We start from the raw sequence: 21,770 nt of genomic DNA on the forward strand, positions 1-21,770 counted from the left end.
TAGAAATAAAGATTGTTGAAAATACAGTTTTAAAAAAATAATAAAAGGAGGTTTTAAGATTGGCTTGTCCATCTTTTCAATCTGCGATCAATTTTGCGGTAGGGGATGCTCCCATAGGGGTCACCCAGGCTGACTTTAATGGGGATGGGATTTTAGATCTGGCAGTTTCAAATAATGGGGATGATAATGTCTCAATCCTGTTAGGTAACGGAGACGGCACTTTCCAGGCACAGGTGACCTTTGCGGTAGGAGATGCTCCGACAGGGATTACCCAAGCTGACTTTAATGGAGATGGGATTTTAGATCTGGCAGTTTCAAATAATGGGGATGATAATGTCTCGATCCTGTTAGGTAACGGAGACGGCACTTTTCAGGCACAGGTGACCTTTGCGGTAGGAGATGCTCCTGAGACAATTATTGCAGCTGATTTTAACAACGATGGGATTTTAGATCTGGCAGTTTCAAATAATGGGGATGATAATGTCTCAATCCTGTTAGGTAACGGAGACGGCACTTTCCAGGCACAGGTGACCTTTGCGGTAGGAGATGCTCCGACAGGGATCACCCAAGCTGACTTTAATGGAGATGGGATTTTAGATCTGGCAGTTTCAAATAATGGGGATGATAATGTCTCGATCCTGTTAGGTAACGGAGACGGCACTTTTCAGGCACAGGTGACCTTTGCGGTAGGAGATGCTCCTGAGACAATTATTGCAGCTGATTTTAACAACGATGGGATTTTAGATCTGGCAGTTTCAAATAATGGGACTGATAATGTCTCGATCCTGCTAGGTAACGGAGACGGCACTTTTCAGGCACAGGTGACCTTTGCGGTAGGAGATGCTCCGACAGGGATCACCCAGGCTGACTTTAATGGGGATGGGATTTTAGATCTGGCAGTTTCAAATAATGGGGATGATAATGTCTCGATCCTGTTAGGTAACGGAGACGGCACTTTTCAGGCACAGGTGACCTTTGCGGTAGGAGATGCTCCTGAGACAATTGTTGCAGCTGATTTTAACAACGATGGGAGAATTGATCTGGCAGTTTCAAATAACGGGACTGATAATGTCTCGATCTTACTAAATAGCTGTGTATCCTCAATAAATTCTGTTACCATAGAGCGGACGATTCCATTGCTTTTAAGCTCCATTGCCCTAGAAGAATTAGCTTTGGCTCACATTATCAATGCTGAGGCAGAGAAGATTCAATTTGTTTTAGGAACATTAGAGGGAGGAAGAACGCTTTCTCCTCCGGAGGTTACGATATCTAATCTTCTTGCTATCGACTCTAGTGTTCAAAGAACTCTTCGTGATGTGATCAAGAAGGAAATGCTGCTTGAATTCAAATTTGAAAATGTTCTCGATCTATTAACAACATTAGAGTAGAGATACGCTTTCAGCATTTGAACCTCCTATAAAGGAATAAATTTCTTAAAAAAGACAGCATTTTTTGCTGTCTTTTCTTGTCTTACTAAAGGTTATTTAATCTATTTTTTTCGTGTAATACCCTTTTCAGAATTATGCACAAATAATAGTAATAATTGTCCAGGTTGATGATACGCTAGTACCTATCTAGTACTGTACCTGTAATTGTAATTGTCCAGGTCCATCGATTGGTATCCTTGTCTATGGTTAAATGCATATTTTAATTACAAAATTAGAGCATCTATCTTGAACTAACCTGCCAGTTACTTTAAGTGCATTTCTTCACAATCTCTTATCTATCTTAACATAAATATCCAATTGATTTTCTGAAAAAATAAGCACCAAAAACGGACGTTTACGGTACTAATCATCACTTTACCAGAAAACAACCTGTAACGAGGGCGGTATAGCATTGTTGCTATCGTTCGTAAAAGTAGACTTTCTCGAACGGTGGAATTCCTCCCCAAAACAACCCTTATTCACGTTCATCAAAGTACAAAAACAATTTACGAACGCCCTTAAACTCACATAGACTTTTACGAACGTCCCGAACGATTTACCCTTTGTTAAAAATCTATATAAATCTTAACTATGTAAAGGGATTACTGAAAACCCCATTCCTATAGATCGTGACAATGAAAGTGCGCGAAAACGTAAGTTGTGCGTCATATATGGTATAGGGCGCGTCCGGAAATGGTAACTCGCGCGAAAGTTGAAAGGGGTGAAGGCGAAAGGATAGTTACAACTATCCTTTTATTATAGATCTTTTGCCCTGAGGTTCAAGGGTGATGAAATCCTGCGATTAAACGAGTATTTGTACCGCTACTACTTCTGTATTCATTTATAAGGACCTCTTTCGGTTTTCACGTAGTGAATAGGGTGCAATTGAATTTGAACATCGAAAGGATATAAGTTTTGATTGGGATATTTTTGAATCATTACATGAGCGGACTCTAAACGGTTTTGCTCGTTTTGTGTGATTGAAATAATGTTGTCTGCTGTCTGTACGGGATGTCTTAATGCTAGTTAGCGATGTGCTACATCCAGGTGAGGCGTATAAAATTTGGAGGCAAGAGTAAGCTAACATACGTATATAAGCTGCCACGGGAGGTGAATAAATATGAGTAATGATGCAAGAGGTTCTAAAAAAAATAAACCAAATGATGCAAACCATGTGAATGCTGAGACGAAAGCCAATCAAAGACGAATTTCAGAAAAGAATAACCAAGAGAATAATGATAAGAAAGAATAATGGGAAGGTTCAGTAGGGACTGATTTTTTTTGATTCCACTATAAATTTCTTCTCATATAACAAATAAAGAATATAGAATTTTTTTTTTACTAGAGAACTGATATATCGACATCAGTTCTCTTTATTGATTTATTACTCGAAAAAGAAGGTCATATTCAAGACCATGCGCCTCGTTAGAATATATAATATTAAAAGTGATCTCTATAAATATAAGATCGTTTCCTTTTGTCCTAGAGTTACTGCCTAATTAAAACCATCTTTTACATAAGCTCTAGTTTATGATGAGGAGGAGAGTGTGGCAAATTATATTATTAATCTTTGCGTAAAATATCTATTTTACGAATAAATAGACATAGGAATGAATGTTTGGTATACTATTCGTATTATCATGAGGGAGCGTGTCTTATGAAAACAGGAATGTTTCAAAGTATCCAAGAGTTCCTAATAGGCAAAATTGATCCTTCCTTTATCATCGTGTTTGGTTCTTACGCGAAGAACACTACACATAAGGATAGTGACATTGATGTGGCGTTCTACAGTCAAGATTCTTCACATTTTACATATGAGTTATTTTTATTGGCCCAGGAACTGGCCGATATCCTTAAAATAGATGTGGACCTGATTAATCTAAGATCAGCATCAACCGTTTTTCAGGCACAGATTTATACGACCGGAACTGTGATTTATTCAAAAGATGACAAACTACTTAAAAACCAACAAATGACTGCTCTTAGCATGTACGCTAAATTGAATGAGGAACGCGAAAATATCTTAAAAAAAATAGAAGAAAGTGGGACCATTTATAAAGAATGATGTCATTTTGAACAAAATTAGGTTTATGCCAACGATGCTGGAAGTCTAAAAGACAAGACTCGATCATACCTCAATATTCAAAGGGCATGTGAAGCGTCAATTGACTTGGCTATGCATATTGTAGCTGAACAGAAATTGGGATTGCCTCAAACCAGCAGAGATGTGTTTGATATGCTTCTTAATTATTGACGAAAATACGGTCAAACGATTAAAGGCTATGGTGGGTTTCAGGAACATGGCTGTTCATGATTCAGACGGTGAATATAGACATTTTACAGCAAATTGTTGAAAACCATCTAGGAGATTTTATCGACTATACATAACAAATCCTTAAATTATGATAAAGGGGTTTTATGATGAAATACATAATACGAGTTTTTGATCTCCATACAAAAAAAGAAACAATCAAGTTAGATGAAGTTTTTGAAACGAAAGATGCTGCTGAAGCTGCTATCGAAAAGCTTAAACTTCAATATCCAGAAAAATATGAATATGTGAAAGTTCCTGTAAAATGTTAATTCAATTCAGTCATATCCCTACATGGACTTTTACGTTAGGTATTTAACAACACATAATATTATTATGTAAACAACTATGCGTAAAAATTGAATTTTACGCAAAAATCAACTTAAAAGGAGTCGACCAATGGCTAACACCAGACAACATCAAGTTCATGAGCAGAAGTTGGAACAGCTGGTTAAGTCCATGCCTTTCTATATCGTTGAATATGTTGACAATAAATTGGATACCCGGTCCCCTTCCACCCTCTTGAATTACGTTCTTGATTATAAATTATTTTTGGAGTGGCTGATATCTGAAGGCATTGCTGAGCAGGAGCATATTAAGGATATCCCTCTGACAGTGCTGGAAAAGTTGAAGTTGATTGAAGCCCAATCCTTTATAAAATTTTTGGAACGGAGAAATATCCCTATCAATAAGAAGGAAACAAAAAAAGCGGAAAAAGTATCCGTCAATCGGAAAATTTCAGCATTACGTTCCCTTTTCAAGTATTTAACGACACAGACAGAAAATGACGACGGCGAACCTTACTTCTACCGAAATGTCATGTTGAAAATTGAAGTGAATAAAGTGAAAGAGACTTTGGGGGCGCGGGCTTCCAGAATATCGACAAAGATTTTCCACAATGATGAGGATGCTCGGTTTCTTGAATTCGTGAAGCATAACTATGAAAAGGAACTACCTGAAAAGTCCAGGAAACTCATTTATTTTAAAAGGGACAAGGAACGTGATTTTGCGATCTTATCCCTCTTCTTAGGAAGCGGAATTCGGGTGAACGAGTTATCCAACTTAAGGCTACGAGACTTGGATTTCGAGGAAAAACAAATACATGTTTTACGTAAGGGTGGAAAAAAGGATGTTGTGGCAGTCTCTCCTCCGTCTATGCAGGACATAAAAGACTACCTAGCTATACGAACGGAGCGTTATAGCGGATCAAACGATGATACTGCTTATGTATTCTTGACTAGGGTGAATGATGGAGCGACCCCTCTCTCCAACCGTGCCATCGAGGCCCTAGTTAAGAAATATACGAAGGCATTTAAGACCAATAAATCGATGTCCCCACACAAACTTAGACATACTTATGGGACGAACTTAATGGAGCAGTCAGGAGACATCCATTTACTGATGACTCAACTTGGTCATACTTCAACCACCACGGCTGCCCTATACACAAACCCTGAGCAGGAGAAGGCTAAAAAGGCTGCAAAACAGCTGGGAGAGCGAAGAACCAATTATCGTGAAAAGGATTAAATGAAAAAGGAGAAGATTTCTTTATTATTTTAATTAGAATGTATAGCCAATAAGGTTAGACCTATAATTCAGGACGACTTGCTTTATAAAAATGCCCCTCTCGATTATGAGAAGGGCATTCTTTACGAAGTTTGACCATGACAATAAAAAATTCACCCAAAATCAATCAAGGACCAACTGAACGAAAGCAAGGAGTAAATTGGGAGATACAACATACAACTCGTGAAAGCAAAAAATAAAAACGTGCCTATTTAGACACGTTTTTCATATGTTAGGGCCATCCTGTATTTTAATTCGCATACAAGCGATATTGGTCGCTTAATGTATCTCCATTACCGTAAATATAGGCTTTAGAGCCGGATGTATAGGAAGAATTGTCGTACTTCCATTTGATTCTGAGACCCATGTTTCCGCCTGCTCCATATGTTTCATTGCCAGTCTTCTTAATGTATTGTGAGAAGCTATCCCACGTCCGAGGGCCAACCACACCATCCACTTTCAGGTTGTTTTCTTTTTGATATTTCTTTACACCCGCTTCGGTTTTCGGCCCAAAAATCCCATCAACATCAACCACTGCTGAATCCGTATAAAAACCCATGACATTCAGGATATACTGCATATTTCTGACCTCTACCCCATGAGTGTCCTTCCGCAAAATAGAGTTTTTATCCCAGCTTTCTGGGTGGTGAAAACCTCCAGCAGATGCTGAAGCGGTGGAAAAAGATATCCCTAGGGCCATTACTAATACTACCAAACTAGTTAGTAATTTCTTCATACCGCCATCTCCCTCTTTTTTTGTGATCCACACTACCTTACTATTTCCCCTCCTATTTTATATTCCCCTTCCTACCAATGTCCTGTTTTGAACTAAACAAACAGTGTCACCTGAAGGACCACAGAAATAGGTTCAATTATAGATTTGTAGTTATTTAAAAATTACACCTAATAAAAAACCCATTCAGTTTCTTTACTGAATGGGTTTCATATTCACAATAATCAAGGATAGGTAGTCCTTATTAGGGGTTAGTTATTGCCTATCCCGTTATTAAATGGCGAATTTTTTTTCAGTACTAACTCTGCAGTAATTGGTAAATGATCAGATGCATTAGTGTATATAACTTCCCCAGTCCTAATCTTGACATCTTCAGAAGTAAAAATATAGTCGATGCGACGATCTGGTTTATCTACTGGTATGGTAAAGTCTTCATTTTGACCGAGTTCAGCAAATACGTCTTTATATTGTGCAGACATCTTTAGAATTTCTGAGCTTTCAGGTGTAGCATTGAAGTCTCCTACAAAGATACTTGTTCCTTCTTTTTGTTTTGCAATGTCAAGTATCTCCCTGATTTGTAAATCCCTCTGTTGGGCTCTTTTATTGTCAAGATGCGTATTGTAAAAGTGAATATGATTTCCTCTCACGTTAATCACAGTATCCAATAGACCGCGCTGCTCAGTAGGGTTTACTGGATATGGAATATTGGTGAGCATATGATTTTCGGCAGAAAGGATAGGATATTTACTTAACACGGCCGTTCCGTATTGGCGACGGTGTTCTCCTTCTTGTAAAGGTTCATAGTCAAGATTTGCACCATATGCATAATGCATTCCTAAGTAAGTTGCCAACCATTTCGCTTGATCTTCGAAATTACTTCGCTCGGAAAAATGATTATCTACTTCTTGCAAACCAATGATATCAGCACCCGATGTTTTAATAATGTCTGCAATTCTTTTCAAATCCAAAATGGCATCTGTTCCCTCTCCATGATGAATATTATAAGCCATAACTTTAATGTCAGTCTCATTACCCCTTTCAAACATTGGTAGTTCTGTGGCATGAGTTTCACTACTGTACGAGAACATTGGAATCATGGACAGCAATAAAATAAATAATTTTTTAAACAAGGCTAACACCTCTCAAAGTTTTCTATTAACTATTTTTAGAGTATAAAATTTTTATTGTCGAAATATTAAAACTTGGTGGCTTACTTTATTAAATAAATAGATTTTCTCTAAAACTGATTTCATTGAATTATTTAATCTTTAATATTTAATAACTTTTCGGTGCCTTATACCCCTTAGGCAGTTCGAATCCACGCTCTTCCATGACCTCACGCAGACGGTCTGGGTAGTCGGTGATGATTCCGTCGACTCCGTCGTCAATAAGCTTATTCATCGTTGGCATATCGTTGATTGACCACGGGATGACCTTCATGCCAGACTTGTGCGCAGCCTCCACCATGCCCTTTGTTACATAAGGTACGTAGTTCTCGTCAGTAATTTTTCCGTTTTGTGGGAATCCGTGAACAGGAGAGATTGCATCCGCGCCAAACGATTTGGCTGCCGCCACAAGGTCTCCACCGAAGTCATCGATGTCGATTCCACCCAGCCACGGAGAAGCCCCCGGTTGGCCTGGCTGTAAGAATTGCGGACCATTGGTCAGTGCAACGACAGGTAAGCTTGGCTCTACCTCTTTCATACGCATAAGCGCGCCCCAGTCAAAGCTTTGAATTGAAACGCGGTCAAGCAATCCTGCCTCGCGAACGTGTTGAGCGACGATTTGTACGAACTCTTCACGTGGAGCTGTCTCCCAAGATGCACCAGCCTCTACCTTTGTCTCAATGTTCATCCACACCTTCTTGGCTTTGTAGTGCTTCACAAGGTCGATAACCTCGCTTAGCAACGGCATTTTAGCGCCTGGGCTCGGTTGTTGATCTGGGTATTCAGGCTTGGTATTTGTACCACAGTCCATCGTACGGATCTGAGCAAGAGTTAGGTCCTTTATATACTTGCCTACGTATGGGAACTCTTGGTCACCAGCGAAAGCGGGGGTTGTATCCTTACAATTTCTTCCTGATATTTTGCGATCATGCGTGACAACAGCCTGGTGGTCCTCTGTGATTTGCACGTCAAGCTCAAGTGTATTCACACCCATTTCTAGTGCATGGGAGAACGATGCAATAGTCGACTCGACAGTAAGCCCCATTCCCCCGCGGTGTGCCTGAAGGTCAAAGGTCTTTGGACCGAAGCTCCTACTATCAGAACGGTCTGACTCAATATCAGCCAAAGCAGGCTGTGCTGAAAACATCATAAGTGCAGCAATCACTGCGGCTAAGGTCTTTTTTTTTCCCATTTACTCCACTCCTTATTTATCCGGTACATTTTTAAGAATAGATGGAAAGTGTAAATCCTCATATACGTAGATGTTAAGATAGAATAAAGAAAGGTAAAATTAAAGAGAATAATAGGAATCCGTTTATAGGTAGAGGTTTTATTGTAAGCTTTGAACAAATAATTTAATCGTCATAATTAATAGAAACGTAAAATAATAGTAGTAAATACATTTTTTTCGGGAGATTTCCTAAACTAACTTCCCCGTTTGTTCTATAGAAAAAGCGATTCTTACTAAAAAATCGCGCCCAATTGTTGAAGATCTTCCCAGAACATCAGTAAATCCGTTTCTCTCTCGTAGTAATGAGCATTTTCAGCATTCTGATCTATTTTGAAAAATAAATTAATGTTGGTGTTTAAGAGAGGATAAAGAAAAAAACGGGGTTGAATAATCATTACATTTTCAAACAATTCCTATAATGATTTTTTGAGGTTCATATGCTATTAACACCGAAGATCTGTCTTATGAGTACTGCTGGATTACAAAAAAGTGCTTATGACACTTCAAAGTGCGTACTTCTCAAGTGTGGTTCCTTGATGCAAAATAATAGTGAACTAAGCACAGTATAGAAGGAGCTGGAACACTATGAATAATGCACCTCAAACACGCACACGCAAAGTCGCCTTGGTCGTAGGCGCAAATGGTGTCATCGGTCGTAACCTCATTAATCACCTAATTACCCTCCCTGATTGGGACGTGATTGGCGTATCACGTCGAGGCGGAGATTCTGACGCCCGTGTACGGTATGTGGCTGCGGATTTACTCAATATTGACGACACCCGCGAGAAGCTAGGGTGTTTAACTGAGGTAACACATATCTTCTATGCCGCCTATCAGGACCGTCCAACTTGGGCCGAACTTGTTCCTCCCAACCTCGCCATGCTAGTGAACACCGTAGAGGCGATCGAACCAATCGCCTCTGGATTAAAACATGTCAGTTTGATGCAGGGTTACAAGGTATACGGAGCACATCTCGGCCCATTCAAGACGCCTGCCCGTGAGACAGATGCTAAACATATGCCGCCCGAGTTCAATGTTGATCAGCAAGATTTCTTAGAACAAAGGCAAAAAGGTAAGGCTTGGACTTGGACGGCGCTCCGTCCTTCTGTAGTCTGTGGCTTTTCGCTTGGAAATCCGATGAACCTCGCCATGGTTATTGCGATCTACGCCTCAATTTCGAAGGAGCTTGGACTTCCGCTGCGGTTTCCCGGCAAGCCTGGTGCTTACGACAGTCTCTTGGAGATGACGGATGCGGGGCTTCTCGCGAAGGCAACAGTATGGGCGGCGACTGAAGAACGTTGTGCCAATCAGGCATTCAACATCACGAACGGTGATCTGTTCCGGTGGAATGAATTATGGCCGAAGATAGCGCACTATTTCGGCTTGGAGACGGCGCCTCCGCTGCAGATGTCACTGGACGTTGTCATGGCGGACAAGGAGCCACTTTGGAACAAAATGGTCGATAATCATGGGCTTGCTGGTCATTCCTATAAAGACCTATCATCCTGGAAATTCGGTGATTTTGTGTTCTCTTGGGATTACGATTTTTTCGCCGACGGAACTAAGGCCCGTCGCTTTGGTTTTCACGAATACGTCGATACCGAAGCGATGTTTATGAACATCTTCGACGACTTTCGGAAACGCAAAGTCATCCCATAAACGCAAAGCGGGCCTTGTATACAAGGCCCGCTTCTTATATGTTCTGTACGTCTTCAAGCTGTGGATTGGCCAGAAGGGTAGCCCTTCCCCTGTACTTTCTCTCTATATGCGAATCCCCCCACCTACACATCAGATGCAGGATCTCCTTTAGACTCCAGCCGTAGTCTGTCAACTCGTACTCGACTTTTGGTGGAACCTGATTATAAGAAATGCGTAAGACGACACCTTCCTCTTTTAGCTCCCGAAGTTGCTGCGTTAACATTTTTTGAGTAATTTCGGGTATCAAGCTTTTCAATTCATTGTTACGTTTCTTGCCAAATGTTAGATGAAAGAGAATCACAGGTTTCCACTTTCCTCCAATTACCTCTAAAGTTGCCTCTACGGCAGTGTTGTAAATCTTATCAGGGTTCTTCATTACACACCTTGGCTCCCTTCTCCTAATATTTTGACACAGGTCACTGGTAAACATCCGATGAATTGGAGACATTAAATGTCCGTCTTTGAACATTATACAAAATATTGCGCTATCCAGACCACGTTAATTGTATAACTAATAGTTCGGTTACTTACGAATAATCCCTTCTCTTATTCAAGAATATCGCCCTTGAACAAAGATCAAACCGCACTCTTCAGTTAACCTGCCCCGTTAGCTAATTAGGGGTACTTTTTCCCTTGAATTTGAATGTATGTTAATGGGAATAATCGCACATTTTAGAGATTTAAGCCTCAGGCCTTACTTTCAGTTAAACCCCAGGTCTGTTTTCTTAAGATGGCATCGCCAGTACACTTAATCATACAAATAAAATTCACTTAAAGGGAGAAAGAATATTGTGGTTTTTGGAAAGAAACTGCCTGAGTTGTGGACGAATTTATTGATGGCTGCGTTTGCAGCCATGTGCGTTTTTGTGTTTTTACCATCGCAGCTGATAATTTATAAAGTTATATTTACAGTCATCTTAACAGGCATTCTGTCTATTAATCTTGTCTTGATAAAAATGAAAAAAGTAAACTATTTAAAACTTACAAGTCTCTCCTTAGTTTACTTGAGCATTTTTTTGATTATTGTCTGTATGATTTTTTATTCTACAAAGTTTTTGGTTCTGGCAGATGCGAACGGTATTGAGAGCATTTTGGGAGAAAATACCCTCTTAGGCAAACTCCTTTTCCTCCTTATTTGTTTCCTCCAGCCAATCATATTACCCTTGCCCGAAGCAGTAACTATTCCTGCAGGCAGTGCAGTTTTCGGCTCATTTACCGCAACTTATCTAGGTTTTTCCGGAACTATTTCCGGCATAGCAGTCATGTTCCTTATAGCTAGGGTTGGCGGACAAAAGCTTGCATTAAAATTAGTAAAAGAAAAGCACTTGCAAAGCTACCAAAAGTATGTAGAAAAAAATGAAACGACCATTCTTTTCCTTCTGCTTATTATCCCGATTCTCCCAGATGAAATCATTTGCCTTGGATCGGGGATAGGCGGAGTTTCTTTTTGCAGATTTATTCTGATCGCCTCACTCTCAAAACTAATGACAGCCTTATCCCTATCATATTCAGTCGAATTGGCAAAAGCCCTCACCCTGACAGGACAGGAAGTAATCTCGGCTGTGTCACTTGCTGCTGGTGTATTGTTTATTTTATCGATAGGAGTAAAACGGGTTTTAAACAAAAGAAAAATACAATAGCAGCATGTATTATGAGAAAAACGCTGGAAAGTATAGCATTTTTTGTGACCGAAAAAATTCTAGATATCAAATCCATTCATTCTTAACACTGTTGCTTACGTTTATGGAACTAACCTGCCCCGTTAGCCATCCATGAATCGCAAAGAATGAAAATGGTTAGGAAGTGTCAATACTGATACTGACCTTAATCCAGTCAACCCTAATCTATAGACTAATTAATTAACGCTCTCCTCTTTTTTTTAAAACGATTGAGCAGGGTCTTCTTAAGTATTGTCATTTTTCATTTTTAAAGAAACTTATTTTCATGGTAGTTCCATTAGGGGTACCGCCAGTAAAACGCGGATTTACAACGTAAAGGATATTCCAGTATTAAAAATCCCAATCTCTCATTTATATCACTGAGAGATTGGGAGGTTAGGTTAGCGCAGTACTTAGGCAAAAGTTCGATTGAATTTTGCCGTCAAGTACTACGTTCCTTCTATTTTTTCATAGCCTTATCGACTTTTTGATTGACCGATTCTTGATAGAGATCAGCGTAAGTTTTTGAATCTTCAATCAGTGCATCGCAGAAAGCAGCAACGTCTGTTCCTGTGACTTCAAGCACACCTTTCCCAGCAGCTGCGCCTTCTTCAAAGAAGCTGAGAATTTCCGAGAGCAGTCCGATACCTTCGTTTAGCTCAACAGGACCGACTTTGAAGAGATATTTTTGGATCTCTTTATAGACAATTTGGTAATCTTGTGGAAGCGCTTTAACACGCGAAACATGTGCTCTCCATTCTTTTTTGCCTTCGATGATTTTTTTGATACTCATTTCAGTCCTCCTAATTTTCTTGCTACGTTCTTGTTGAGTTGGTCACGCCATTTATCTCTATAAGTTTTTGCGCCTTCGTCACCAACAAGCGCTGTGCAGAAGCCTTTGATATCATCTCCTAGTACTTCTTCGACGCTCTGGCCGTCTGCTGATGTAACTTCAAGCAGTTCAAGAGCACTGTCAAGAATCGGCATCAGATTACGACCGGTGAAATCTCCGTGAATCCAGAGATTACTTATAATTTCTTTCCAAGCAGTTTGATATTCAGCTGGCAAGACTTTTGCTCGTGCTTCAAAACCTTTCATTTCTTTAGTCATATCGCTGCCGGTTATTTTTTCTAAAAAGTTCATTGTAGTCTCCTTTAAGATACTAAGCTGTTCAGCAAAGTTCTATTATTTAATCGTATCGTTCAGTTTATGACGTTGCTTATTAACCCACGAGTTTGCATCAATGACGAGAGCATCACAGAAGGCTGCTACGTCGTTGCCAGTAACTTTTAACGCGCTTGCCATCGGCTGCGGCTTCTTCAAGAAGGTCGATGATGTGATTAAAGACGAATATCGTTTCTTGCCAATCCATCACGCCGCCAGAGTTCCAAAGATATTTTTGCATCGCGTTGTAGGCGTTGTAGTAGTCTTCAGGTAAGGCTTTTGCATGGTTTTCCATTTCACTCCCTGCTTGCTAAAATCCCCAAGGATTTTAGCGAAAATACTCATGTTTATTCTCCTTTATTTTGCTTTTAATTCGTTTAGTTTGATTGAGATAAAGTTCCATTTGACCCAGTAATTTTCCAGTTCTTGCTGGCCAGCTTCATTGAGCCGATAAAATTTGCGCGGTGGGCCCATCGTGGATGACTTTTTCTCAATATCCACGAGTTTATTTTTTTCGAGCCGCATTGTGATGGTGTAAACTGTTCCCTACACAATGTCACTAAAGCCCAGTGCTCGCAGCTGCTGCGTGATTTCATAGCCGTAGGTTTCGCCACGGCTGATAATTTCTAGCACGCAGCCCTCAAGCACACCTTTAAGCATTTCTGTGATTTTATTCATATTTTTTACTTCTTTCTTATTAGTACTTTGTGATGACAATAATCTGTATTACAGAATAGTGAGTTAAAATTTTTGAATTACTCTTTTGTGAATCAGCTATTTTGTGTAACAGATATTCAGTATTACTTACTACCACTATATAATAACAAAGAGTACTATCTTTGTCAATTTTTCTATCCCCCTCCCTAAAATGTTTACTCCCTTACAAATTTTGAGGTGCTTATACTCTCCTATAAGCTTTCATTCCATATAAATATGAAATCATAATGATTAGCCAATAGACACCCACAAATCGTTTCCAACAGCATGTGAATTAAATAGATTTCTGATTGTTTGAATAATTGGTGTCATAGGTTGATTTTCTGCGAATAGGCGTACTACCTTGGGCATTCCATCTACAGGAACAAATGCGGAACTGACAAAAAGCATCATCAACAAGATGTAAGAGAAGGAACTGGCTCACTTAGTAATTTCATAACCATAGGTTTCTCCTGTTTGAATCTTTTGGAGCACCACACCTTCAAGAACTCCCTTAAGCATTTCCGTTAAATGTTTCATATATCCTCCTTACAAACTAATCAGTATTACTTAGTAATAGTATATAGTATTACTAAGTATAAGGAAATGTGTCAATTAATTTTTTCATATCATTTATTTGGGCAGCTTTAAACTTGCTAAGTCTAAGCATTTAAGGCAGTTTTTATGTAAAATAAAAAACCGATTTCTCAATACGGGAGAAATCAGTTTTGATACAAATTTTCAGACGCATTATCTAGTTGCATTAGTCAAGATGTTTAAAGCACTTGCACGAAGGAAAATAATTTTACAGGGGATGTGCTTTATACTGAATTTTGTGTATGGAATACAGTTTATCTAGGCAAAGCTACCGAATTACTTCAAAGTAAAGGAATGTTACGGGAGGATTTATTAAAGCAAATATCTCCATTAGGATGGGAACATATCAACTTCCTTGGAGAGTATCGCTTCAATCCAAAAGGAATTACCAACTTAGAATCATTGCAGTCCTTAAATCAAGAATAGTCCTAAAGCCGTTTACATCCTTAACGTGGTGAAAATCGGCTATTTTTGTATCCAGATCCCCTTAACGTTGTAAATTCGCGTTTTGTTGACGGTACCCCATTGTATAAAAATGTCCATTATCAGCTGAAAACCATAATGTGTTTTTTGCCAAAAATCTGTTTGCTTGTCAGTTTTAATAATTAAATTCTAGCCTTTGTAATTAAGTTTCCACTCTTTAGGTGGGGATAAGCATCCTGAATTTTTGGCACTGTTGAACTCGTCTATCAGTATATGCAATCACTTTACTTGTAATTAATTCTTTCTGCTTGAAAATCATTGTGCAATTTTATCCTTCAATTTGTTTAAGTATTTTCGCAGGGTTACCCCCAACTACAACGTTGTCTGTTACATCTTTAGTTACTACTGCACCTGACGCAATAACAACATTGTCTCCTATCGTTACTCCTGGGTTTATTACTGCACTACCACCAATCCAAACATTATTGCCGATGGTAACTGGCTTGCCATATTCCAACCCTGTTATTCTTGTTTCTGCATCTAAAGGGTGGGTTGCAGTATATATGGATACTCTTGGTCCGATCATACAATTCTCTCCGATAGTAACTTTGCAAACATCTAATATGATACAATCGTAATTTGCAAAAAAATTCTCTCCAACATAGATGTTGTAACCATAGTCACAACGGAAAGTTGGTTTTACACAAAAATTTTCTCCAGTTTTTCCAAATGAATTTTTTAAAAGGTCGCTTTTGTTTTCCACTAAGGATACATTAAATTCTGCAAGTATTTCCTGTGCTTTTATATGATCCTTACTAAGCTCTTCATCCATTGCTGTATATAATTCTCCAGCTAACATTTTCTCTTTTTCAGTTTTCATACTAAATCACTCCTAATACTTTTTTTCCTTGATATAAAATAAGCAACTTTGTTATCTATTGAATTCCTACCTGATTAAAATGCTTTTGAGCTTTTATCTTTCCTCTTTAATAAATCCTTCTTTGTCAGTAAGGTATTTAATTTTTCTGAACTTAGGAGCATTGCTGCAACAAAAACAGCAATACAAAATGGGAAGATTCCTATTGTTGAATGAGATGCAATGAAACCAAGAAGAGGTGGAATGAAAGTACTACCTGTATAGGCAACAGCCATTTGATAGCCCATAATTGTCTGGGAATGCTTCTTCCCAAAACGTGTTGGAGTTTCATGCAACATACACGGAAATATCGGTGCTAATCCTAGTCCAACCATAATAAAACCTACAAGCGAAAAAGTGGAAGGCAATGGTAGGAATAGAAGTATGGCACCAGATAATGCTAATATTTGCCCCATCCGAATGAGAGTGCGGTTACTCATTTTAAAGGTAATAAAGCCTGTAATAAATCTACCCACTGTTATTCCTGCGTAATATAAGGAAACCCATTGTGCAGCGACCGCTACCGGTAACTCCTTGACATTTACCAAAAAGCTACTTCCCCAAAGACCTACTGTTGATTCAACCCCACAATAAAACAAGAAGGAGATCAGAGCCAGTTTAACTCCTTTAATTTGTAAAGGTTTTACATGTTTACCATCTACATTGTAAAATACACCTTTTGAATCTTCCGGCTCTTCATTTAAGGTGATGTTGCTGTTTTTTTTCACTCTATTCCATAAGGGCAAAGTGAAGAGAAGTATTACAGTTAAAGTGAACTGAATTCCAGAGATTGCAAAATAACCATTTCTCCAAGAATGTTGTTCTGAAATAAACTGAGCCATAATTATAGGACCAAAAGTAGCACCGACGCCCCAAAAACAATGTAACCAACTCATATGGTGTGCCTTATAATGTGTAGCAACATAATCGTTTAATCCTGCATCAACAGATCCTGCACCTAATCCAAGTGGTATGGCACATACAATTAACCAAACTAGCGATGGAGCAAAATGAAAGCCTAGCAATGCTCCAGCAGTCATTAAGCAACTTACAAATGTTACATTACCAGTTCCGAACCGTTTAAGTACCGTTCCGCTGGCTAAACTGGAAATAATTGTACCACCTGCAATCGTCATAAAAAGTAATCCAGCAGTCTCAAGTTGGGCTCCATAGTCAGATTGCATCACAGGCCATGCTACCCCCAACAATGAATCAGGTAAACCTAAGCTAATAAAAGCCAAATAAATGATGACTAAAAGGAATGTTGTCATATTCAAACCTCGCTTTTAATTATTCGGTGCTCAATTGTACTTTCCATTTGTTTTACGTTCGTGTTCCATTCATCATGAGATCAAGTCTAAGACTTGGTGATCCATATAAATAATGTAGCTTCCATCTTGAGTTACCTCCTATGTAAACAAACTTATTAAAAACATTTAAAAAGTATAGAAACAAATACTTTTTAAATGTTTTTAATAAGTCACTAATAATGAAAATGTTTCAGCAACCTTTACCATTTTACCCCTAGTATCATACAGTCAACTCCAAAATATTTCCTTCAGGGTCTTCTACAACACTCTCATAATACCCGTCTCCAGTGATACGGGGACCACTAATATGAGGGTAACCATTATTTTTTAATCTGGCTGTCATTTGATTAACGGATTCCTGGCTTCCTAAGGAGATGGCAATATGAGCCCAACCAATTTTATCTCCCCGATTTTGCTTATTAATTTCTGCCTTACGCATAATCTCCAATCGTGTACCCGAGTCAAAAGTTAGAAAATAAGATTCAAATTTCTTTTCACTATTATGATATTTAATGTTTGATTTACAATTAAAATAAGTTTCATAAAACTCCCTCATGCCTTCCAAATCATTGACCCAGATAGCCACATGTTCAATTTTCAATTCTTTTTCACTCCTTTAAATTATAGAGGTTATTGCTAGATCTTGATATTATAGGGGACTCACCACCTTATATGACATTATTTCAAATATTTTTTTACAAAAATTAATTTCTACCTTTGTTTTAGTTGCATTATCAAAAGGAAAATTTTAAAATCCATTAATTTTATAATTTGTAAGAGATAATGTAGCCTAGAATAAATGTGATTTTACTTTTCATGTAGACTGTTTGTTCCATTCATCATGAGATCACGACCAAGACTTTGTAATCCATATAAATAATCCTGTTTCCAATCACTCATTGTAAGCGATGGAAGATGTTCTGACGGGATATATTTTGAGCTACCTACGGCAATTTTGTCTAATATAACTTTTTCAACTTCATCGTTACTAAAAATGATGGTATGAGGGTTAATGATAGCTACAAACGAGGCTACTAACCTGCTAATTGCATCAATCTCATAATCCTCACAAATAGTTACTTTTTTAGGTCCATTTCCATTTTCCAAAGCTTGTCGAAAATTTCGGTCATTATACTGAGGGACGAATGAAACCTCTCCTGAGAAAAAAGTACTTCCTCGCACCACATCGCCATTTATCATAATTCCTGCACCTGGGCCATTTTGACCAGAATACAAATATATAAGGGATTGCTTGTCCTTAATTCCCCTATTATTGTGATATCCGAGAACAGCAGCATTCATATCGTTCTCTACTACGACAGGTATAGAAAATTGCTCCTCATAATATCCTTTTAAATCAAAATTTTGAAACTGCTCGTATCCTGGTATATAAAAAATCCGGCCACTATCAACCGAACCAGGAACGCCTATTGCCATAGAACTGATTTTCGAATATTTAGTCATTATGTTTTCAATGCACGTAGTTAATAAATTTAAACCATCATCCATTAATACACTCGGCGCTTTTCCTTGTTCCTTTACTTCTCCCACACAATTAAAAATTGTATAATTCGTCTCTGTTTTCTCTAGAAATATTGCCAGACCTAACATATGCTCGGGATTGTATCTATATCTTTTTGCTCTTCTCCCACCACTAGAACCGTCTAAACCGACTAAAATAATTTCCCCATCCTTCTCCATCTGTGCTAGGAACTTACTTATTGTCGGGAAACTAATTCCTAATGTATGGCTGAGTTCAACTTTTGTTGCACTTCCAAGTTCTAAAAGAGTTGTACGAATACCACGAAGGATTATCTTCTTAATAGATTTTGGAGTAGCTACTAACTCATTCACTAGATTCACCACCTAAAAATATAAACTTATTAAAGAATTTTAATAAGTTACGGTGTTAATATACCATATACAAATTTGTTTTTGTATTATCCTGCCCCGTTAGTTTAAATACATTTCTTCACAATCTTAATAGTGACCTTAACATAAATATCCAATAAAAAAATCATCTCACCTATAAGAAATCTATAGAGGAGAGATGATTTTGATCGAACTGTATTATAAATTATCAATCTTTATTATAAATAATCAAACTTTTTTACAAAGCTACAGATCGTAGTTTTTTTTATTTTTTCTTGCTTAATAGCTAAATGTTTCCAAAAAGTAAGTTGGGTCTTTTGAACCAAAAAGGTATATTTTTAACTATAAAAACTATGACAAAATTTTTCCTTTTTTCCTTTTTGCCTACTTGCTAAATTCAGCCAGTAAAATATTTTTAAAAGGATTAGGACTGTTATCTCTACCCAAACTGTTCAAACTGACGGCCAACGTATGCTTGCCTCCAAGTGTACCTCCAGCAATAGTAGAAAACCCTAGAATGCCACCTGTGTGTCCCCATATCGAGACACCGTTTGGAAGCTTAGTTTCAAATATTCCAAGACCATATCCATCAATTCCTGCTCTTCCTGTAGGAACTGTAGTAAGCATTTGTTTTAGTTGCTGTTCCTTCAGTAATTTGCCACCGAGTAAGGAAGAGAAGAATTTATTTAAGTCGTCAGCAGTAGAAATCATATCTCCAGCCGAGCTACCTGCACTTGGGTTATAATAAGTAACGTCTTTTATCTCACTTGCTTCGTCTGGTTGGGAATATCCCCGAGCATGCTTGGTGCCTGGAATAACGCTTGAATTGCCAGGTAGGAATGTATCCGACAATTCAAGCGGTTCAATAATCCGATTTTCAATCTCTTCCGCGTAGCTGTTTCCGGTTACTTTTTCAATAAGAATACCCAGTAATACGTATCCTGTGTTTGAATAAGACCAGCCCTTTCCTGGGACAAAGTCTGGGGGCAGAGAAATACCCATCTTCACTATTTCTTCAGCCGTATACGATTTTTTTGTATCCATAAAATCAGCGTCTTTTGACCTTGAGTATTCAGCGATACCACTTGTATGATTCAATATCTGCCGGATGGTAATCTGATTACCATTATATCCGTTTCCTTGAATGACACCAGGCAACCATTTTTCGATGGAGTCGTCTAGATTCAAGCGGTTCTCTCCAGCTAATTGAAGTAGAACCGTTGCGGTGAACGTCTTTGTCACGCTGCCAATGCGAAAGCGAAAACCTGTTTTCATTGGTTTCTTGGTGCTCAGATTCGCTATTCCAGCGGCATAACCCCACGTTTTTCCATCCTCAGAAGTTTTAGCAAGTATCCCCGGGAATCCAAGTTGCAATGTATCCCGCATTGCTTGCTTGACGGAATTATGATCTCGTTGAGTGCTTGTTTGTAACGAACTAGATACATTTAGAGTGGGCTCTGTTTTTACAATTGAGGTTGGCGATGTGTATAGCAGGGAACTTCCAGTTATTAATAGAGCCAGACTTGTAAATGTAATTTGACTACGTATTTTCATAAGGTATTCCTCTTCTCTATTAATATTGTATAGGTGGTTGCTTGTTGTTCCATATTAATCTCACAGCTATATTTTACATAAAATGACTATCCTCGTCTTCGTCTGCTTCGTCTTGATACTCATCATTCTCATATTGATTTTCATGGTTTTTTTATAAGGAAATGTTTCATTTCTTATACATAGGATCTAAATGTAGATTTGAAACAAAGTTTGATTACATTAATACAACCAACCTTGATAAATGAATAAATAGAAAGGGAATGTTTTGAAAAAAGATTAACTAAAACTTGCCCTTTTAATATTTATTTGGATTATTTTTAAATTGATCATTTTTGTGTTCCTTAAACAACTAACGCACCCGTTAGCCATCCATGAATCGCCAAAATCGGCGATTCACCACAAAGAATGAAAATGGTTAGGAAGTGTCAATACTGATACTGACCTTAATCCAGTCAACCCTAATCTATAGACTAATTAATTAACGCTCTCCTCTTTTTTTAAAACGATTGAGCAGGGTCTTCTTAAGAAATAAAAAAGACCTTATTCAGGTCCCGAAGATTGCGATTTATTTAAGAATTCTCTAATTTCATCAATAGATATACCTAACTCTCGGGCATATAATATCAATTCTGCCCATTCCTTATCTAAGCCTTTTTCGATAAATAAAGAATTTGACATGTTCACTCTCCTGATTTTAGATGTCCCAATCTTCTGATAGGATTATCTGGAGTTAATACCTGATTTTAAAATTACTATACTTTTTAAGTATGTTAAACAAAATCTATTAGACTTTTTGTACCTTTCAACATTAATTCGACTCGAAAAAAGCCAAAGTCCTTAGCGTACAGGTATATGGCTTTTTTTATAGATTAATTTCAATATTTACAAAACTCACTATCAACCACCCAATTTGGGATATTATGTACAATATAAACCATAAATCAGGATTTGTAAATAATTGGTTGTACCCAGTATAGGAAAGTGGACAGATGCACTGTACCCAACCCTCTTGGCCTTGAACAGAATCACATTACGTAAAAAGATGGTCAGTTTTGTACCAAGAAGCAACTTATATTACCATTTTATTTAATGAACTAAACTCCCTCAATAAACTAAACACAATCTCACGATTTCTCTAAATTCTTAGGATTTCATAGTCATATCATTAACCGTTATCTATGTAAGCTCGGCATTACTCCACAAGGATAGGGATTTATCGAAAAATGTGTATGCTAAACTAGCCGATTATAGGAGAAAATTGGTTTAAGCATTGTTATGATCTCACTTTAGGATATCCACATGTCTCATGGAGGTCTACCCTCCCATGTCTCACAGAGTCGATGCTCCTACATTCCTTCGTTCAACCTTTCCATGAGGTGGATGTCGGTCATGCTGCCCCTTTAGTTCATTAAGCAAAAAGCCACCAAATGGCAGCCTCGGATTTCAAA

Annotated in this window: 20 protein-coding genes and 5 pseudogenes; 10 read left to right on the forward strand and 15 right to left on the reverse strand. The window is 38.1% G+C overall.

Annotated elements, in window-relative coordinates:
- Positions 1–59: 59 nt before the first annotated feature.
- The 7 genes and pseudogenes from QUF86_RS27185 to xerS form a co-directional block, all read left to right on the forward strand.
- Positions 60–1,037, forward strand: a pseudogene (locus QUF86_RS27185) (FG-GAP repeat domain-containing protein); the annotation flags it as partial.
- A 39-nt stretch (positions 1,038–1,076) separates the two neighbouring features.
- Complete coding sequence (locus QUF86_RS27190) at positions 1,077–1,388, forward strand: alpha-helical endospore appendage domain-containing protein (RefSeq protein WP_289336443.1); 312 nt, start codon at positions 1,077–1,079, stop codon at positions 1,386–1,388.
- A gap of 1,159 nt (positions 1,389–2,547) precedes the next feature.
- Complete coding sequence (locus tag QUF86_RS27195) at positions 2,548–2,679, forward strand: hypothetical protein (protein ID WP_094246567.1); 132 nt, start codon at positions 2,548–2,550, stop codon at positions 2,677–2,679.
- Between the two features lie 405 nt (positions 2,680–3,084).
- Entirely contained in the window at positions 3,085–3,492 is a 408-nt protein-coding gene (gene mntA / locus QUF86_RS27200) for a type VII toxin-antitoxin system MntA family adenylyltransferase antitoxin (RefSeq protein ID WP_289336363.1), read from the forward strand.
- Positions 3,482–3,815, forward strand: a pseudogene (gene hepT / locus QUF86_RS27205) (type VII toxin-antitoxin system HepT family RNase toxin). The gene mntA and the pseudogene hepT overlap by 11 nt, the downstream one beginning before the upstream one ends.
- Before the next feature lie 33 nt (positions 3,816–3,848).
- Complete coding sequence (locus tag QUF86_RS27210; RefSeq protein ID WP_289318884.1) at positions 3,849–4,010, forward strand: hypothetical protein; 162 nt, start codon at positions 3,849–3,851, stop codon at positions 4,008–4,010.
- 127 nt (positions 4,011–4,137) lie between these two features.
- The gene (xerS, locus tag QUF86_RS27215) at positions 4,138–5,265 is read left to right on the forward strand and encodes a tyrosine recombinase XerS (protein ID WP_289318885.1); all 1,128 of its coding nucleotides are present in this window, start codon (positions 4,138–4,140) and stop codon (positions 5,263–5,265) included.
- Positions 5,266–5,554: 289 nt separating this feature from the next.
- On the opposite strand, the gene QUF86_RS27220 is transcribed toward xerS, so the two are convergent.
- From QUF86_RS27220 to QUF86_RS27230, 3 genes are all read right to left on the reverse strand, one after another.
- Complete coding sequence (locus tag QUF86_RS27220; RefSeq protein ID WP_289336364.1) at positions 5,555–6,040, reverse strand: peptidoglycan-binding domain-containing protein; 486 nt, start codon at positions 6,038–6,040, stop codon at positions 5,555–5,557.
- Positions 6,041–6,288: 248 nt separating this feature from the next.
- A complete protein-coding gene (locus tag QUF86_RS27225; RefSeq protein ID WP_289336365.1) occupies positions 6,289–7,167 on the reverse strand; it encodes an endonuclease/exonuclease/phosphatase family protein in 879 nt (292 codons plus the stop codon).
- A gap of 145 nt (positions 7,168–7,312) precedes the next feature.
- Positions 7,313–8,395: a glycerophosphodiester phosphodiesterase gene (locus QUF86_RS27230; protein WP_289336366.1), complete on the reverse strand. Its 1,083-nt coding sequence runs from the start codon at positions 8,393–8,395 to the stop codon at positions 7,313–7,315.
- 624 nt (positions 8,396–9,019) lie between these two features.
- Here QUF86_RS27230 and QUF86_RS27235 point away from each other — a divergent pair.
- On the forward strand, positions 9,020–10,093 hold the full coding sequence (locus QUF86_RS27235) for an SDR family oxidoreductase (RefSeq protein WP_289336367.1): 1,074 nt from the start codon (positions 9,020–9,022) through the stop codon (positions 10,091–10,093).
- A 34-nt stretch (positions 10,094–10,127) separates the two neighbouring features.
- On the opposite strand, the gene QUF86_RS27240 is transcribed toward QUF86_RS27235, so the two are convergent.
- Positions 10,128–10,508 (reverse strand): winged helix-turn-helix transcriptional regulator, encoded by a 381-nt coding sequence (locus QUF86_RS27240; protein WP_289323220.1) that lies wholly within the window; start codon positions 10,506–10,508, stop codon positions 10,128–10,130.
- 415 nt (positions 10,509–10,923) lie between these two features.
- On the opposite strand from QUF86_RS27240, the gene QUF86_RS27245 reads away from it, so the two are divergent.
- On the forward strand, positions 10,924–11,772 hold the full coding sequence (locus QUF86_RS27245; protein WP_289336368.1) for a VTT domain-containing protein: 849 nt from the start codon (positions 10,924–10,926) through the stop codon (positions 11,770–11,772).
- Between the two features lie 478 nt (positions 11,773–12,250).
- Here the strand turns inward: QUF86_RS27245 and QUF86_RS27250 are convergent, their stop codons facing one another.
- The 5 genes and pseudogenes from QUF86_RS27250 to QUF86_RS27270 form a co-directional block, all read right to left on the reverse strand.
- Positions 12,251–12,583 (reverse strand): DUF1048 domain-containing protein, encoded by a 333-nt coding sequence (locus tag QUF86_RS27250; protein WP_289318891.1) that lies wholly within the window; start codon positions 12,581–12,583, stop codon positions 12,251–12,253.
- Positions 12,580–12,933, reverse strand: a complete 354-nt coding sequence (locus tag QUF86_RS27255) for a DUF1048 domain-containing protein (protein WP_289336369.1) — start codon at positions 12,931–12,933, stop codon at positions 12,580–12,582. Before QUF86_RS27255 ends, QUF86_RS27250 begins: the two co-directional genes overlap by 4 nt.
- A 42-nt stretch (positions 12,934–12,975) precedes the next feature.
- A pseudogene (locus QUF86_RS27260) lies at positions 12,976–13,249 on the reverse strand (DUF1048 domain-containing protein).
- 62 nt (positions 13,250–13,311) lie between these two features.
- Positions 13,312–13,632: pseudogene (locus tag QUF86_RS27265) on the reverse strand (PadR family transcriptional regulator).
- A 462-nt stretch (positions 13,633–14,094) separates the two neighbouring features.
- Positions 14,095–14,190: pseudogene (locus QUF86_RS27270) on the reverse strand (PadR family transcriptional regulator); the annotation flags it as partial.
- A gap of 276 nt (positions 14,191–14,466) precedes the next feature.
- Between QUF86_RS27270 and QUF86_RS27275 the strand changes: the two are divergent.
- A complete protein-coding gene (locus tag QUF86_RS27275; RefSeq protein ID WP_483313965.1) occupies positions 14,467–14,673 on the forward strand; it encodes a Tn3 family transposase in 207 nt (68 codons plus the stop codon).
- 325 nt (positions 14,674–14,998) lie between these two features.
- Here the strand turns inward: QUF86_RS27275 and QUF86_RS27280 are convergent, their stop codons facing one another.
- The 6 genes from QUF86_RS27280 to QUF86_RS27305 all read right to left on the reverse strand — a co-directional run bounded on the left by QUF86_RS27280 (position 14,999) and on the right by QUF86_RS27305 (position 21,000).
- On the reverse strand, positions 14,999–15,550 hold the full coding sequence (locus QUF86_RS27280) for a DapH/DapD/GlmU-related protein (protein ID WP_289318893.1): 552 nt from the start codon (positions 15,548–15,550) through the stop codon (positions 14,999–15,001).
- A 74-nt stretch (positions 15,551–15,624) separates the two neighbouring features.
- Positions 15,625–16,857, reverse strand: a complete 1,233-nt coding sequence (locus QUF86_RS27285; RefSeq protein ID WP_289336370.1) for an MFS transporter — start codon at positions 16,855–16,857, stop codon at positions 15,625–15,627.
- 259 nt (positions 16,858–17,116) lie between these two features.
- Positions 17,117–17,497: a VOC family protein gene (locus tag QUF86_RS27290; RefSeq protein ID WP_289336371.1), complete on the reverse strand. Its 381-nt coding sequence runs from the start codon at positions 17,495–17,497 to the stop codon at positions 17,117–17,119.
- Between the two features lie 206 nt (positions 17,498–17,703).
- Positions 17,704–18,762, reverse strand: a complete 1,059-nt coding sequence (locus QUF86_RS27295) for an ROK family transcriptional regulator (RefSeq protein WP_289336372.1) — start codon at positions 18,760–18,762, stop codon at positions 17,704–17,706.
- Positions 18,763–19,152: 390 nt separating this feature from the next.
- Positions 19,153–20,322, reverse strand: a complete 1,170-nt coding sequence (locus QUF86_RS27300) for a serine hydrolase domain-containing protein (RefSeq protein ID WP_289318897.1) — start codon at positions 20,320–20,322, stop codon at positions 19,153–19,155.
- A 540-nt stretch (positions 20,323–20,862) separates the two neighbouring features.
- Positions 20,863–21,000 (reverse strand): anti-repressor SinI family protein, encoded by a 138-nt coding sequence (locus tag QUF86_RS27305; RefSeq protein WP_289318898.1) that lies wholly within the window; start codon positions 20,998–21,000, stop codon positions 20,863–20,865.
- Positions 21,001–21,770: the final 770 nt, after the last annotated feature.

Origin of the sequence: Peribacillus sp. NJ11 (assembly GCF_030348405.1) — a bacterium.
Classification (GTDB): domain Bacteria; phylum Bacillota; class Bacilli; order Bacillales; family DSM-1321; genus Peribacillus.

Bases quoted from the DNA above. Each gene is read 5' to 3' on its own strand.
- QUF86_RS27230 (WP_289336366.1), bottom strand. From the start codon at position 8,395: ATGGGAAAAAAAAAGACCTTAGCCGCAGTGATTGCTGCACTTATGATG.
- QUF86_RS27255 (WP_289336369.1), bottom strand. From the start codon at position 12,933: ATGAACTTTTTAGAAAAAATAACCGGCAGCGATATGACTAAAGAAATG.
- QUF86_RS27210 (WP_289318884.1), top strand. From the start codon at position 3,849: ATGAAATACATAATACGAGTTTTTGATCTCCATACAAAAAAAGAAACA.
- QUF86_RS27240 (WP_289323220.1), bottom strand. From the start codon at position 10,508: ATGAAGAACCCTGATAAGATTTACAACACTGCCGTAGAGGCAACTTTA.
- mntA (WP_289336363.1), top strand. From the start codon at position 3,085: ATGAAAACAGGAATGTTTCAAAGTATCCAAGAGTTCCTAATAGGCAAA.
- QUF86_RS27300 (WP_289318897.1), bottom strand. From the start codon at position 20,322: ATGAAAATACGTAGTCAAATTACATTTACAAGTCTGGCTCTATTAATA.
- QUF86_RS27220 (WP_289336364.1), bottom strand. From the start codon at position 6,040: ATGAAGAAATTACTAACTAGTTTGGTAGTATTAGTAATGGCCCTAGGG.
- xerS (WP_289318885.1), top strand. From the start codon at position 4,138: ATGGCTAACACCAGACAACATCAAGTTCATGAGCAGAAGTTGGAACAG.
- QUF86_RS27280 (WP_289318893.1), bottom strand. From the start codon at position 15,550: ATGAAAACTGAAAAAGAGAAAATGTTAGCTGGAGAATTATATACAGCA.
- QUF86_RS27195 (WP_094246567.1), top strand. From the start codon at position 2,548: ATGAGTAATGATGCAAGAGGTTCTAAAAAAAATAAACCAAATGATGCA.
- QUF86_RS27235 (WP_289336367.1), top strand. From the start codon at position 9,020: ATGAATAATGCACCTCAAACACGCACACGCAAAGTCGCCTTGGTCGTA.
- QUF86_RS27305 (WP_289318898.1), bottom strand. From the start codon at position 21,000: ATGTCAAATTCTTTATTTATCGAAAAAGGCTTAGATAAGGAATGGGCA.
- QUF86_RS27285 (WP_289336370.1), bottom strand. From the start codon at position 16,857: ATGACAACATTCCTTTTAGTCATCATTTATTTGGCTTTTATTAGCTTA.
- QUF86_RS27250 (WP_289318891.1), bottom strand. From the start codon at position 12,583: ATGAGTATCAAAAAAATCATCGAAGGCAAAAAAGAATGGAGAGCACAT.